The following is a 13,178-nucleotide window of genomic DNA, read 5'->3' on the forward strand; positions in this document are numbered from 1 at the left end:
GAGGTCCTGGGTCAGGCGGGGTTCCTCAAGCCGTGACCTCCGTCCGCAGGACCGACGCCGCGGCCGGCCCCCGCACGGGTGGGCCGCGGCGTCGCCCGCGGGCTCCGGTGTCAACGGGCGCTCAGTTGCACGCCGAGGTGCGGGACGTTGGCTCCTGGAGATCCACCTGGTGGACGAACACCGGGGGCTTCGGCGGTTCGCACAAGGGGCTCCTGAATTTCGCGTGACGCCTTTCGCCGGGGAGTTTCAGTCCCGGCCGTCGGCGTGCTGCCAGGGGAATGGTGCGAGGTCGGGCTCGACCCAGCCGGTCCTGGCCGGGGCGCCGGCCAGTGTCGAGGGCCGGTAGAAGCGAGTGAGCAGCCTCTTGTCGAGCAGCGCAGGGTGCTGGTCGGCGAAGGCGTCGAAGTCGGCGGTGTCCCCCTCGGCCGCGTGGTGGCCCACCAGCTCGACCCATGCCCGGCTGACCGTGGCGTTGTACTTCTGCGGGACGCCTGCGTAGCGGGCGGTGCGCCGGATGCCGTCGGCGATCAGGTTCACCGCCGCGCCGGTCCCGTAGCGCCCAACGGCCAGCCAGGTCAGGTGGACGTGCTGGCGGTGCCCGAAGCGTTCGGCAGCGGCCATCACCTCCTCCATCAGCCCCGTGAACTCCGGAGTCTGCTCATGCGCGTCGTGTTCGTTCCCGCTCATGCGCCCTCCTCGATCAGCGCGTCCAGTACGGCGTGGAAGCCCGCGATCGCTCCGGCGGGCAGTCCGGCCAGCGCGCGGCTCTCGAGATCGGCCAGCGCCTGCCGGATCAGGGCCGCTGTGGCGCGTCCGGAGTCGGTGAGCTGGATCAGCACCGAGCGGCGGTCGCCGATGCGCGCGCCCCGGGTGATGTGACCGCGTCGCTCCAACCGGTCCAGCACGCCGGTGAGTGTGGTGGGGCGGGCGCCCACGGCGGCGCCCAGCTGGGACACGGTACGGCCCTTGCCGTCAGCGAGGTTGGCCAGTGCGTTGATCTCGGACGCGGTCAGATCGAGGTCGACGAGTTCGGCGGCGATCAGCTGCAAGGTGGCATGGGTGGCACGCTGCAAGGTCAGCAGCACGGACCGGTCAGGTGATACGGATTCGGACTTCACGGTTTCGGATATTACGGAATCGTATTAATGACTGGCAAGCGTCCGATGGCATCCTTCACCCATGGCCAGGCGTGTCAAAAGGGATAAACCACACAGGGAGGGGCACTCGGGGGGGCGCACATCACTACTCCCCGAGGAGCGTGCGCCCATGAGCACGGGAACGCTTCTGGCGATCATCATTCCCGTCGTGGTGGTGATCGCTCTTGCCGCTGTGGCGGTCTTCATGCTGACGCGACGCCGTCGCCTCCGTGAACGCTTCGGACCGGAGTACGAACGGACGGTCGAGGGATCCGACAGCCGGCTCGCCGCCGAGCGTGAGCTGAGGGAACGCGAGAAGCGTCACGACTCGCTGGACATCAAACCACTGCCCCCCGTCTCCCGGGACCGCTACACGCGCGAGTGGAGCAGCGTCCAGGAAGAGTTCGTCGACCGGCCGGAGGATGCGGTGCATGACGCGGACCGGCTGGTGACCTCCCTGATGCACGAGCGCGGCTACCCCACCGAGGGGTACGAGCAGCAGATGAAGGACCTCTCGGTGGAACACGGCGCCACGCTGGAGCACTACCGGGCCGCGCACGAGGTGGAGACCCTCTCCACCCGCACACAGGCGACCACCGAACAGCTGCGGGGTGCCATGGTGCACTACCGCGCCCTGTTCGAAGAATTGATCGCCGACGGCGGCGGCCGGGCACGGCCCGCCCGCACCTGACCGCGATCACGACCGGCAGAGGAACGCCATGCACACGAACGAGGACGCGGACCGCACGACCGGCGGTCTGTCCACCGAGGACCTGGCACAACCGGCCGGCACCGGCGCGCCGGCGGAGGCGGACTCCCCCAGAGCCCCCGTCTACCCCGGTGAGAGCACAGAGCCGGAGGCCGCCGAGGGCACTCCCGCCACCTCGGACGACGAAGTCCCACAGTTGCTGACGGACGAGGAGGAGCAGTCCTTCCGCGAGCGCTGGCAGAACACACAGAGCAAGTTCGTGGACGACCCCCGTGAGGCCGTTCACGACGCCGACGCCCTCGTGGCGGACGTCATGCAGACCTTGGCCGCCACCTTCGCCCAGCACAAGAAGGACCTCGAGGGCCAGTGGAGCCAGGGCGAGCAGGTGGACACGGAGGCACTGCGCGGGGCACTGCGCCGCTACCGCTCCTTCTTCAACCGGCTGCTCAGCACCTGATCACCGCCGGCACCTCGGCCCGGCAGGCAGCGGATCGTCCGTGCCTGCCGGGCCGAGAGCCGTACCGGAAAAGGAAACCGTCCCTTCCCCCGGGTCCGTCATAAGGAAGCCGTCCCTTCCCGCAGGTCCGTCATAAGGAAGCCGTCCTTTCGCCCAGGTCCGTCATGCGGGGTGTTCTGCGTGTTTCGCGGAGGTGTGGTCCGCGGTGCGCGACCATACGGAAGCGGCAGAAGGAACACCGAGACACAGGAAAACCGAGACAGGAAGAAGGACGGGCATGTCCGGCAGTGAAAGCGAGAACCCAGCAATCCCTTCACCGACGCCCACGCCGGCTCGGCGGCCCAGGACGAACCGGGACTGGTGGCCGAATCAGCTGGACCTCCAGGTTCTCCACCAGCACTCGCCACAGTCCAACCCGATGGACGAGGACTTCGACTACGCGAAAGAGTTCGCGACCCTCGACGTCGACGCGCTCAAGCGTGACGTCTTCGAGGTGATGACGGCGTCCCAGGACTGGTGGCCTGCCGACTACGGCCACTACGGGCCGCTCTTCATCCGGATGAGCTGGCACGCTGCGGGAACGTACCGCATCGCGGACGGCCGCGGCGGTGGCGGCAGCGGCGCTCAGCGCTTCGCCCCCCTCAACAGCTGGCCGGACAACGCGAGCCTGGACAAGGCGCGCCGTCTGCTCTGGCCGGTCAAACAGAAGTACGGACGGAAGATCTCCTGGGCCGATCTCCTGGTCTTCGCCGGAAACTGCGCCATGGAATCCATGGGGTTCAAGACGTTCGGATTCGGTTTCGGGCGGGAGGACATCTGGGAACCCGAGGAGATCTTCTGGGGGCCCGAGGACACATGGCTCGGAGATGAGCGCTACAGCGGCGACAGGGAACTCACCGGTCCTTTCGGCGCCGTCCAGATGGGACTGATCTACGTCAATCCGGAGGGGCCCAACGGAAACCCGGACCCGTTGGCCGCCGCGCGGGACATTCGTGAGACGTTCGGGCGCATGGCGATGAACGACGAGGAGACGGTCGCACTCATCGTCGGCGGCCACACCTTCGGCAAGTGTCACGGCGCGGTCGACGCCAGTTACATCGGCCCGGAACCCGAGGCCGCCTCCATCGAGCAGCAGGGCCTCGGCTGGCGGAACACGTACGGCAGCGGCGTGGGCCCGCACGCGCTCACCAGTGGTCTGGAGGGCGCATGGACCACCGAGCCGACCCGCTGGGACAACGGCTACCTGGACAACCTCTACGGGTACGAGTGGGAGCTGACGACCAGTCCCGCCGGCGCCCACCAGTGGACGCCCTCGGACCCGGCGGCCAGGAACTCCGTGCCCGACGCCCATGATCCGTCGAAACGGCACGCCCCCATGATGCTGACGACGGACCTCGCGCTGAAGGTGGACCCGGTCTACGGCCCGATCACGAAGAGGTTCCACGAGAACCCGGACGAGCTGGCGGTGGCGTTCGCCAAGGCGTGGTACAAACTGCTGCACCGCGACATGGGACCCCTCTCGCGTTACCTCGGCCCGTGGATCCCCGAGCCACAGCTGTGGCAGGATCCCGTCCCCGCCGTCGAGCACGAACTGGTCGGGGAGGAGGACATCGCCGCCCTCAAGTCCACGATCCTCGCCTCGGGCCTCTCCGTCTCCCAGCTGGTCACCACCGCCTGGGCGTCGGCGGCGAGCTTCCGCGGCACCGACAAGCGCGGCGGGGCGAACGGGGCACGGATCCGGCTCGCACCGCAGAAGGACTGGGAACTCAACGCCCTCCCCGAGGTGAGCGAGGTACTGGGCACGCTCGAGCGGATCCAGCAGGACTTCAACCAGTCCCAGGCCGGCGGGACAAGGGTCTCCCTCGCCGACCTGATCGTCCTCGGCGGGTGCGCGGCCGTCGAGCAGGCCGCGAGGACCGCCGGGCACGACGTCGCGGTCCCCTTCGCACCGGGGCGTACGGACGCCTCGCAGGAGCAGACCGACCCGGAGTCGTTCGCCGTGCTGGAGCCCAAGGCGGACGCCTTCCGCAACTACCTTCCCGGGGGCGAGAAGCTGTCACCGGAGACCCTGATGCTGGACCGCGCCAACCTTCTCACGCTGACCGCTCCCGAGATGACCGTGCTGATCGGCGGGATGCGGGCCCTGAACACCGGCTTCAAGGGGTCCCCGCACGGTCTCCTCACGCACCGGCCGGGCACCTTGACCAACGACTTCTTCGTCAACCTGCTCGACATGAGCACGGAGTGGAAGGCGTCGGCCACGGACGAGAACGTGTTCGAAGGCCGGGACCGCGCCACCGGAGAGGTCAGGTGGACCGCCACCGCCGTCGACCTGATCTTCGGTGCGCACTCCCAGCTCCGAGCCGTCTCGGAGGTCTACGCGTCCCAGGACGCGGGAGAGAAGTTCGTACGCGACTTCGTGGGGGCGTGGGACAAGGTGATGAATCTCGACCGGTTCGACCTCGCCTGAGCCCGACGATCCGGCCGGCCCTCCGCAGTACCTGCGCTGACGGCCGGCCCTCCGCAGTACCTGCGCTGACGGCCGGCCCTCCGCAGAGCCTGCGCTGGCGGCCGGCCCTCCGCAGAGCCTGCGCTGACGGGGGGCCGGCCGTTCCGGCGTGTCATCGGGCCGGGACCGGTCCGCCGCCGCACGGCACCTGCCTCCAGTTGCCCGCCTCTGTACTGCCTTGGGCTGAGTACCCGTGCGGCGGCGGGGATTCCACGATGCGAGGAGCCACAATCCTGATCACGGCCGTTTCGGTGGCGGTGCCCAGAAAGGACAGGTCATGGATGCCAGGCTCGCCCTCCGGATCCGGACGTTCCGGGACACCGGTCAAGTAAGCCCGCAGGTGGCCGACTTCGTCACCACCGAGCTTGAGGCGCTGGCGGCCGAGGGTGCCACCGTCACCGAGGACACCGCCGGCATGCTGACCAGCCATCTCATGATGGCCCTCACCCGGTTGCTGGACGGCCGGCCGGTCGAGCGGTTCCCCACCGACCGGCAGGTCGCCGCCGAGCTGGACCGTCACCCCGAGGCGGCCTCCCGCGCCCGCTCCGTGTCGGAACGGGCGAAGCTCACGCTCGGCGCCGCGCTCCCGGAAACCGAGATCAACTTCCTGGGCATGCACCTCGCCGTCCTGGCGCAGCACTCGCCCGCTTCCTGAGGGCCCTCCGCATCCCGTCCCCGCCCCACCCTCTCCCCATCCGCTTCAGCGCACGAGAACAGGACACACCATGGCGAAGATCCTCACCGGTGGCGTCGGCAAGGTCGAGGTCGCCCGGACCGCCCATGAGCTGGCCCTGGGTGGCGTCGAAGTCAGCGTCTCCAACGACATGGACGCGGCCGTGAAGCTGCGCTCCGGCCAGGCCGACTACTTCCTCGGGACCTGCCACACCGGAGCCGGCGCCTCCTTGGGTGTGCTCGTCGGCCTCATGGGCCAGCAGACCTGCCACACCTTCGGGCGCTCCGTCCCCACCGCCGACGAGGTGCAGGACCTGCTCGCCGGCGGCAAGAAGGTCTTCGGGTTCGCCGTGGACCAGATCGATCTGATCGCGCCCGTCCTCATCCACGCCATCGCGGCGAGGACCGCATAGCCGCCCACGGGCGCACACCCCTCACGAAGGCCCGTCACCGTGCACCCATCGGCGTCCCCCGTCACCGGCGGCCCCGGTTCCCTCCACCTCACGCCGCTTCAGATCGCGCTCGTCGTCGCGGTCTGCGCCCTGTCCGCGCTGCTGGTCAACATGGCGGTCGCCGTGTTCCACGACGGCGTGCGCCCCTTCATGCTCGACCACCGGCAAGGGCGGATGAAGCGGCGGGAGATCACCCCCCTGGCGTTCAGTCTCTCCGCGGGGTTCGTCTTCGGCCTCGGTGCGCCGATGGCCTTCTCCACCGGCGTGCTCAACCCGTGGATCCTCTTCCTTCCCACCGACGTCCTCGGCCTGCTGGCGGCCAGGCGATGGCTGGCAGTCGTGCTGGGCGCGGTGTGGGCGTTGCTGGTGGTGTTCGGTCTCTCCCGAGCGACGCAGGCGGCGCAGTCACTGCCCGTGGATTTCCTCACGGCGATGCAGTCGCTGTCCGACCCGGTGATGTACCTGTTCGCGTTCTTCCCGGCGGTCGCCGTCGCCTACCAGTTCGGCAGGGCGCGTGGGGCGATCGCCTTCGCCGTCGAGGGCGTTCTCATGCTCGCCTCCGCGCACGTCTGGAAGGGTGTCTTCCCCGGTGCGCTCTCCATGGCCGTCGGGATGCTGCTGCTCGTGGGCCTCGCCCTCCACCACGACCTGGTGAAGCGGCGCGCGGCACGCGAGGAGGCACGGGCCCGGGGCGCTCGGCCGCCGGTTCCGGACACGTCCGCCGACTCCCTCTTCGGCGCCAACGCCAAACGCCTGCGCACCCACCTGCCCTGGCTGATGGCGCTGGGCGGGCTGGTCGGAACACTGTGCGCGACCGGCGCTTTCGCGGGCGGTGAGGCCACCAGCTACCTCGTGCAGCACGGTGACATGGTCAATGCGGCCCAGGTCGACTTCTACCGCACGTTCGGCTTCGTCCCGCTGATCGGCCTGACCTCCCTCGCCTCCGGTACCTTCGCGACCAATGGCGTCAACTTCGTGTACGCCGTGGGGTACATCGCACCGAACGTGGCCGTCGCCGCGCTGGCCGGAGCCGCCGTCTTCACCGTCGAAGTGCTGGCCCTGACGCAGCTGGGAAAGCTCTTCGCCCACGTTCCCTCGGTCCAGGACGCCGCCGACCACATCCGCCATGCGATCAACCAGGTGCTGGAGCTGGGGATTCTGTTCGGCTCGGTCCTCGCGGGGATGCGGATGGCCGGAGGGACGGGGATCGCCCTGGTCGGAGGCATGTACGTACTGAACGAGGCCATGGGCCGGCCCGTGATCCGGCTGGCCGCCGCGCCCGTCGCCGTCATCTGCACGGGACTCCTCCTCAACGTCGCGTACTGGTCCCACCTGTTCACGCCGCTCAAGGGCTGAGGGATGCCGGCCACCGAGAACCTCCACCCCACGACGGCACGGGGACGCCCCTCCACCGGCCACGTCCGTACCGTCACCGGACCGGTCCCCCTGTCCCGCATCCGCGGCCCGGTGCTCGCGCACGAACACCTGGCCCTCGACCTCGGCCGCGACACCGACCCGGACGCGGTGCTGCTCCCCGCCACGCACGGCCCGCACGTCGTCGCCGAACTCGCGGCACTCCGGGAGGAGTTCGGCCTCGCCCTCGTCATCGAGCTGACCTGCCGGGGCATGGGGCGCGACGCGCGCGCACTGGCCCGGATGTCCGCCGCGTCGGGAGTCGCGGTGGTCGCCGGCACCGGCTGGTACTACGGACGGTTCCACCCGGACGGTCTCGGCCGTGCCGGCGTCGGGGAACTCACCGACGTGCTGGTGCGGGACATCGAGCACGGGATCGGGCCGCTCGCCGTCCGGCCCGGCGTCATCGGCGAGGTCGGCAGCCACGGCGAACGGCCCGCCGCGGGCGAGGCGCGGGTCCTCGTCGCGGCTGCCCGCGCTGCCGTGTCGACGGGGCTGTCGGTGGCCACCCACGCGCAACTGGGCGTGGGCGGTCCGGGCCAGCTCGAGCTGCTCATCGGCGCGGGTCTGCCCGCCCACCGGGTGAGCATCGGACACCAGGACCTGCTCGACGACCCCTGCGTCCACCGCCGATTGGCAGCCTCCGGCGCCTACGTCGCCTTCGACACCATCGGGAAGCGGACCTACCGGAGCGACGAGACCCGGCTCCGGCTGGTGCTCGCCCTGCTGGAGGCCGGGCACGCCGACCGGGTGCTGCTCAGCTGCGACATCTCCCGGCACCGCTACCTCCTGAACGAAGGAGGCCACGGGTACGGGCACCTGTTCCGCTCCTTCCTGCCCGCTCTGCGCGCGAGAGGCGTGGACGACGAGCTGATCGACCTGATGACCCGCCGCAATCCGCTGCGCTTCCTGACCGGCGCGGCGAAGGGAGGTGCCTGATCCGGTGGACGCGGACGAGCTGACACGAGGGACGGACAGAGCTGGGATGCAGCGCACCCACGTCGGTCTGCCGCAGACCTCCCCCCTGCCCACGGTGCCGTTGCCGGACGCGACGGCCACACAGTTCCGGCTGCTGGAATGCACCGCACGCCACTTCGAGGGACAGCAGCTCTTCGCGGCCGACTCGGGCGTGGTACCGGGTCTGGGCCGGCCCCGCACCACCGCGAAGGTGGAAGCCGTCCTGGCCGATTTCTTCCGCTGCGATGCGGCGGCCCTCGTCCAGGGCGCCGGCACCGGTGCCATCCGCGCCGCCCTCGGCGCCGCGGTCCGGCCCGGGGATCCGCTGCTCGTCCACCGCGCACCGGTCTACCGCAGTACCGGGGTCACGCTCCGCGGGCTGGGCGTGGAGACGGTCGAGGTCGACTTCAACGACCGGCAGGCGCTGACCGCGGCCCTCGCTTCGGCGCGGTTCTCCTGGGCGTACGTCCAGCACACGCGTCAGCGCCTGGCCGACTCCTACGATCCGGCCGCGGTGCTGGCCGCCTGCCGGACGAGGGGCGTGCGGACCGTCGTCGACGACAACTACGCGGTGCTGCGGGTTCCCGCCTGCGGTGTCGAACTCGGCGCCGACGTCTCGTGCTTCTCGCTCTTCAAGCTGCACGGCCCGGAGGGCATCGGCGTGGTGGCCGGCGCCCAGGACGTCGTCGACCGGGTCCGCGCCGACAACTACTCCGGGGGCGGACAGGTCCAGGGCCACCAGGCACTCGACGCTCTGCGGGCGCTCACCCACGTCCCCGTCCTGTGGTCGGTGCAGTCCCAGGTCGTCACCGATGCCGCGCGGCGGCTGGCCGCGGGCGAAGTGCCGGGCGTCGCCGAGGTCCGCATCGCCAACGCGCAGGACCGCTGCCTGCTCGTACGCCTCGACCGGCCCGTCGCCCGTCGCCTTCCCGCGACCGCGGCCCGCTACGGTGCGGCGCCCTATCCGGTCGGCTCCAACTCCCGCTACGAGGTGGCCCCGCTGTTCTACCGGCTGTCCGGTTCCGTGCTCGACGACGCCCCGGCACTCGCCGACACGACCGTGCGGATCAACCCCATGCGGGCCGGCGCCGACCTGGTCCTGGACATCCTCCGCCGCTCACTGACCGACCTGCACCAGGGCAAGGACGACTGACCGTGTTCCTCGACACCGTACTCAGCCGCAACCCCCGGCTCGTCCGCACCGCAGCCGCGCTGCACCGGCGTGGCACGATCCCGCCGAACACGTACGTCATCGACCTCGACGCCGTCGAAGCCAACGCGCGCCTGCTCGCCGCGGAGGCCGGACGGCTGGGTCTGACCCTGTGGTTCGTGGTCAAGCACGTCGGACGCAACCCCGAACTGATCAAGGCCGTCGCCCGGCACATCCCCAAGTACGCGGCCATCGACCCCCCGGAGGCACGTGTGCTGCACGCGGCCGGGGCGGCGGCCGGGAACGTCGGCCACCTGGTCCAGATCCCGGGCCGCGCCCTGGACGAGGTCCTCGCATGGCGTCCGGAGGCCGTCACGGTCTACGACGCGGCCAACGCCCGCGCCGTGTCCGCGGCGGCCGGGCGGCTCGGCATCGTCCAGGACGTGCTCGTCCGCCTGGAGGGCTCCCCCGGGGTGGTCCACCCCGGGCAGGAAGGCGGAGTCCCGCTGAGCGGGCTGACCGCCTTCGCCGCGGAGGTGGAACGGATGCCCGGCGTGCGCATCGCCGGTGTCACCGCGTTTCCCTGCCTGCTGTGCGACCCGGCCTCAGGCGTCCCACGGCCCACGCCCAACTTCGACCTCGCGCTGACCGCCCGCGAACTGCTCGCCGCCCGCGGCCACACCCGCCTCAAGCTCAGCGCCCCCAGCGCGACGTCGATGGCCTCCCTGCCGCTGCTCGCACGGCTCGGCGCCACCCACGCGGAACCCGGCCACAGTCTCACCGGCACCACGCCCCTGCACGCGGTGGACCAGGGGCAGCCGGAGCAGCCGGCGTACGTCTACGTCAGCGAGGTCGCCCACACCCTCGCCGACGGCCGCCCGGCCCTGCACGGCGGCGGCTTCTACGCCCGGTCCGGCGTCAAGGACGCCCTGATCCCCCGTACGGGCGTGCGGTTGCCCGTGCAGGCCGCGCCCCCCGGGAACATCGACTACTACCGGACGCTCGGCGCCCCCGCGGACCCCCGGGAGGCACGGCTGGGCGACACCGCCGTCCTCGCCTTCCGTACCCAGATGTTCGTCACGCGCAGCCACGTCGCCGTCGTGTCCGGACTGTCCCACGGCAGCCCGCGGACCGTCGGCCTGTACGACGCGCTCGGCCGGGCCGTCTGAGGAGCACGCTTCATGACCAGGACCGTCATCGTCGTCGTCGACGGCTTCGGCGTCGGCGCCATGCCCGACGCGGGCACCCTGCGCCCGGGCGATCAGGGAGCCGACACCTGCGGGCACGTCCTCGGCCACTGCCGGAGCGCGAACGGCCGCCCCCTGCGGCTGCCGGCGTTCGGTGCCCTCGGGCTCGGCCTGATCCACCCCCACCCGGATCTTCCGGACCGGACCGGTCTGCCCGTGGCCGTGGGCCTCGCTCCCCTCGGCTACCCGGGCGCCGACACCTACGCCGGCCATCAGACCATGATGGGGGCCGACCTCAGCGAGGTGACCGTGGCCCCGCTGAGTCAGCATCTCGACGAGGTCGCCGGTGCCCTGCGTGCCGCCGGGCACTCGGTGGAGCCGCTGGACGGCGAGCCGCTGCTGCTGGTGGACGGAGCAGCACTCGTCCACGACAACCTGGAGGCCGACCCCGGTGTCAACTGGAACGTCTCGGGCCGCCTGGAGGACGTGCCCTTCCACCGGATCCTGGCCGTCGCCCGGACGGTACGGGCCGTCGCCCCCGTCGCGCGGGTCATCGCGGTCGGAGGCCGCACGGATGGCCCGCTGACCGCCTTCGTGCGTTCCGGGGACGGCGGAACCGTCGGACTCGACACCCCCGCGTCCGGCTTCTACCGCAACGGCGGCCTGGAGGTGCGCCACCTGGGCGCGCCGCTCGACCACACCCGGCAGCTGCCGGACGTGGCCGCCCGCGCCGGGGTGCCCGTCACCCTGGTCGGCAAGGCCGCGGACATCCTCGCCTGCGAGGCGGCGGTGCGCCGCCCGGCGGTGACCACCGCCGACGTGCTCGCGCACACCCTCGGCGCCGCCCGCGCCACCGGGGACGCCCTGGTCGTCGCCAACGTCCAGGAGACGGACCTGGCGGGACACCAGCAGGACGCCGCGCGCTACGGTGCCGTCCTGGAACAGGCCGACACGGGACTGGGGGAACTCCTCGCCCTCCTCGACCGCCCCGGTGACCGCCTCCTCGTCACGGGTGACCACGGCAACGATCCCACCATCGGGCACGCCCACCACACGCGCGAGTTCGTGCCCGTGCTGATGCACCGCCCGGAGTGCGCCGGCCCGGAGTTCCTGCCCGACGCGGCCGGCCTGGCCGACGTGGGCGCCACGGCCGCCGTGTCGCTGGGCCTGGACCCGGCCGGACTGGCGAACGGGGCGGCACTGTGGCCGGCCGCGCGTACCGCCTCCCCCGCTCAGGGCGGGGTGCGGACCGTGGCCGCCTCGCCGGTCGACGGGTCCGCCGCCAGGAACTCCACCACCGCCAGCAGGAACAGCAGACACAGGGCGATGCCCACGACCACCCAGCCGGTGGGGTACGACCACAGCAGGTAGACCAGCAGGGACAGGAGCACGAGGATCCAGGTGATCCAGGTACGCCGGCGGCGTACGAAGGGGCCGACCGGGCCGGTGCGCAGGCCGGCGCGGTCGGCGGTGCCGCGGACCGCGCCGATGCCCGAGGCCCACAGGTGCCGTACGAGCCCGGCGTGCCGGCCCGGGCCGCTGAGCCAGGCGCCGAGGGCGATGACGACGCCGAGGGCGACGACCATGCGCACGCTGGTCACCAGGAAGTGGGTGAGGGCGGAGTAGACGGCGCCGGCCGCGGCCGGGGAGACGTCGGCGGGCAGCCGGTCGAGGTACAGGGCGCGGAACACGCGCAGTCCGATGCCGAGGACGCCGACGGCGAAGGCGACTCCGAGACAGCCGGCGACCAGGGCCCGGCGCCGGCGGACGGACAGGAGCACACCCGCGGCGATCAGCAGCACGGCCAGCACCGGCAGCCAGTTCCCGGCGAGCTGCAGCAGCCGGACGTACGTCTTGACCTTGCCGATCTCGTCCGATCTGACCAGGGTGAAGTCGGTGTGGACCGAGGGGATGCGCTCGGCGACGGTCATGCCCGAGTCCACGAGGCGCTGCTTGACCCGGTCCACGAGAGGGCCGATGTCCAGGGTCACCGAGTCGTTGTTCAGCTGCACGGCGCCGCCGCCACTGCCGGTGAGGGCCTTGTCCAGGGAGCTGTGGATCTGCCGGTTGGCGTCGGTCCAGACGGTCTTGAAGGCGTCCGACGCGGCGATCTTCCGCGCCTGGTCGTGCACGAAGCTGCGTACGGCACCTTCGAGGGCGTCGCCCAGCCTGCCGCCCAGGGCCTGCTGCAGACCCGGCCGGTCGTGCGGTGCCAGGTCCGCGAGCAGGGCAGGCAGGTCGATGTGGGCCATGAGCGCGTCCGTGGCCCGGTTCGCGACCGCGTCCTGCACGGCCGGGTCGGAGGCGAGCGGGGCGACGGTGGCCACGTAGCGGTCCGTGTCGTCGATCTGGTCGGCCGCCCAGGCGGCGATCACGGAGAGCGGGGCGAGGACGCATCCGATGACGATGAGCACCGCGGCGACGAAGGATCTGACGTGATGCCGGGGCGGTCCGGGGCGCCCGCTCTCGAGGGCTGCCACCCGTGCCCGGAGTTCGTGCAGTTCGGACCGGTCCGTGGGGTCGTCCCCGCGTGCGT

At 71.4% G+C, this 13,178-nt stretch carries 12 protein-coding genes; 10 read left to right on the forward strand and 2 right to left on the reverse strand.

Going from position 1 to position 13,178, the window contains the following annotated elements:
- Nucleotides 1-246 precede the first annotated feature (246 nt).
- Both JK359_RS36100 and JK359_RS36105 read right to left on the reverse strand, forming a co-directional pair.
- The gene (locus JK359_RS36100; RefSeq protein ID WP_201843856.1) at nt 247-687 is read right to left on the reverse strand and encodes a hypothetical protein; all 441 of its coding nucleotides are present in this window, start codon (nt 685-687) and stop codon (nt 247-249) included.
- Nucleotides 684-1,118 carry a MarR family winged helix-turn-helix transcriptional regulator gene (locus JK359_RS36105; protein ID WP_201843857.1) on the reverse strand — a complete coding sequence of 145 codons (435 nt, stop codon included), beginning with the start codon at nt 1,116-1,118 and terminating at the stop codon, nt 684-686. Before JK359_RS36105 ends, JK359_RS36100 begins: the two co-directional genes overlap by 4 nt.
- A 148-nt stretch (nt 1,119-1,266) precedes the next feature.
- On the opposite strand from JK359_RS36105, the gene JK359_RS36110 reads away from it, so the two are divergent.
- The 10 genes from JK359_RS36110 to JK359_RS36155 all read left to right on the forward strand — a co-directional run bounded on the left by JK359_RS36110 (nt 1,267) and on the right by JK359_RS36155 (nt 12,013).
- On the forward strand, nt 1,267-1,827 hold the full coding sequence (locus JK359_RS36110) for a hypothetical protein (protein WP_201843858.1): 561 nt from the start codon (nt 1,267-1,269) through the stop codon (nt 1,825-1,827).
- Between the two features lie 28 nt (nt 1,828-1,855).
- Entirely contained in the window at nt 1,856-2,302 is a 447-nt protein-coding gene (locus JK359_RS36115) for a hypothetical protein (protein ID WP_201843859.1), read from the forward strand.
- 277 nt (nt 2,303-2,579) lie between these two features.
- The gene (gene katG / locus JK359_RS36120; RefSeq protein ID WP_201843860.1) at nt 2,580-4,772 is read left to right on the forward strand and encodes a catalase/peroxidase HPI; all 2,193 of its coding nucleotides are present in this window, start codon (nt 2,580-2,582) and stop codon (nt 4,770-4,772) included.
- 316 nt (nt 4,773-5,088) lie between these two features.
- A complete protein-coding gene (locus tag JK359_RS36125; RefSeq protein WP_201843861.1) occupies nt 5,089-5,466 on the forward strand; it encodes a PRD domain-containing protein in 378 nt (125 codons plus the stop codon).
- Nucleotides 5,467-5,536: 70 nt separating this feature from the next.
- Complete coding sequence (locus JK359_RS36130) at nt 5,537-5,896, forward strand: DUF2620 domain-containing protein (RefSeq protein WP_201843862.1); 360 nt, start codon at nt 5,537-5,539, stop codon at nt 5,894-5,896.
- A 39-nt stretch (nt 5,897-5,935) separates the two neighbouring features.
- Nucleotides 5,936-7,291, forward strand: coding sequence for a YhfT family protein (locus tag JK359_RS36135; protein WP_307788430.1), 1,356 nt, complete (start codon nt 5,936-5,938; stop codon nt 7,289-7,291).
- Nucleotides 7,292-7,294: 3 nt separating this feature from the next.
- Nucleotides 7,295-8,287, forward strand: a complete 993-nt coding sequence (locus tag JK359_RS36140) for a phosphotriesterase family protein (protein ID WP_201843863.1) — start codon at nt 7,295-7,297, stop codon at nt 8,285-8,287.
- A gap of 46 nt (nt 8,288-8,333) precedes the next feature.
- Nucleotides 8,334-9,458, forward strand: a complete 1,125-nt coding sequence (locus JK359_RS36145) for an aminotransferase class I/II-fold pyridoxal phosphate-dependent enzyme (RefSeq protein ID WP_201843864.1) — start codon at nt 8,334-8,336, stop codon at nt 9,456-9,458.
- Between the two features lie 2 nt (nt 9,459-9,460).
- A complete protein-coding gene (locus JK359_RS36150) occupies nt 9,461-10,624 on the forward strand; it encodes an alanine racemase (RefSeq protein WP_201843865.1) in 1,164 nt (387 codons plus the stop codon).
- 12 nt (nt 10,625-10,636) lie between these two features.
- The gene (locus JK359_RS36155; protein ID WP_201843866.1) at nt 10,637-12,013 is read left to right on the forward strand and encodes a phosphopentomutase; all 1,377 of its coding nucleotides are present in this window, start codon (nt 10,637-10,639) and stop codon (nt 12,011-12,013) included.
- Nucleotides 12,014-13,178: the final 1,165 nt, after the last annotated feature.

It is taken from the genome of Streptomyces actinomycinicus (assembly GCF_016741775.1).
Classification (GTDB): Bacteria; Actinomycetota; Actinomycetes; order Streptomycetales; family Streptomycetaceae; genus Streptomyces; species Streptomyces actinomycinicus.

Bases quoted from the DNA above. Each gene is read 5' to 3' on its own strand.
- JK359_RS36100 (WP_201843856.1), bottom strand. From the start codon at position 687: ATGAGCGGGAACGAACACGACGCGCATGAGCAGACTCCGGAGTTCACG.
- JK359_RS36110 (WP_201843858.1), top strand. From the start codon at position 1,267: ATGAGCACGGGAACGCTTCTGGCGATCATCATTCCCGTCGTGGTGGTG.
- JK359_RS36115 (WP_201843859.1), top strand. From the start codon at position 1,856: ATGCACACGAACGAGGACGCGGACCGCACGACCGGCGGTCTGTCCACC.
- katG (WP_201843860.1), top strand. From the start codon at position 2,580: ATGTCCGGCAGTGAAAGCGAGAACCCAGCAATCCCTTCACCGACGCCC.
- JK359_RS36125 (WP_201843861.1), top strand. From the start codon at position 5,089: ATGGATGCCAGGCTCGCCCTCCGGATCCGGACGTTCCGGGACACCGGT.
- JK359_RS36130 (WP_201843862.1), top strand. From the start codon at position 5,537: ATGGCGAAGATCCTCACCGGTGGCGTCGGCAAGGTCGAGGTCGCCCGG.
- JK359_RS36140 (WP_201843863.1), top strand. From the start codon at position 7,295: ATGCCGGCCACCGAGAACCTCCACCCCACGACGGCACGGGGACGCCCC.
- JK359_RS36145 (WP_201843864.1), top strand. From the start codon at position 8,334: ATGCAGCGCACCCACGTCGGTCTGCCGCAGACCTCCCCCCTGCCCACG.
- JK359_RS36155 (WP_201843866.1), top strand. From the start codon at position 10,637: ATGACCAGGACCGTCATCGTCGTCGTCGACGGCTTCGGCGTCGGCGCC.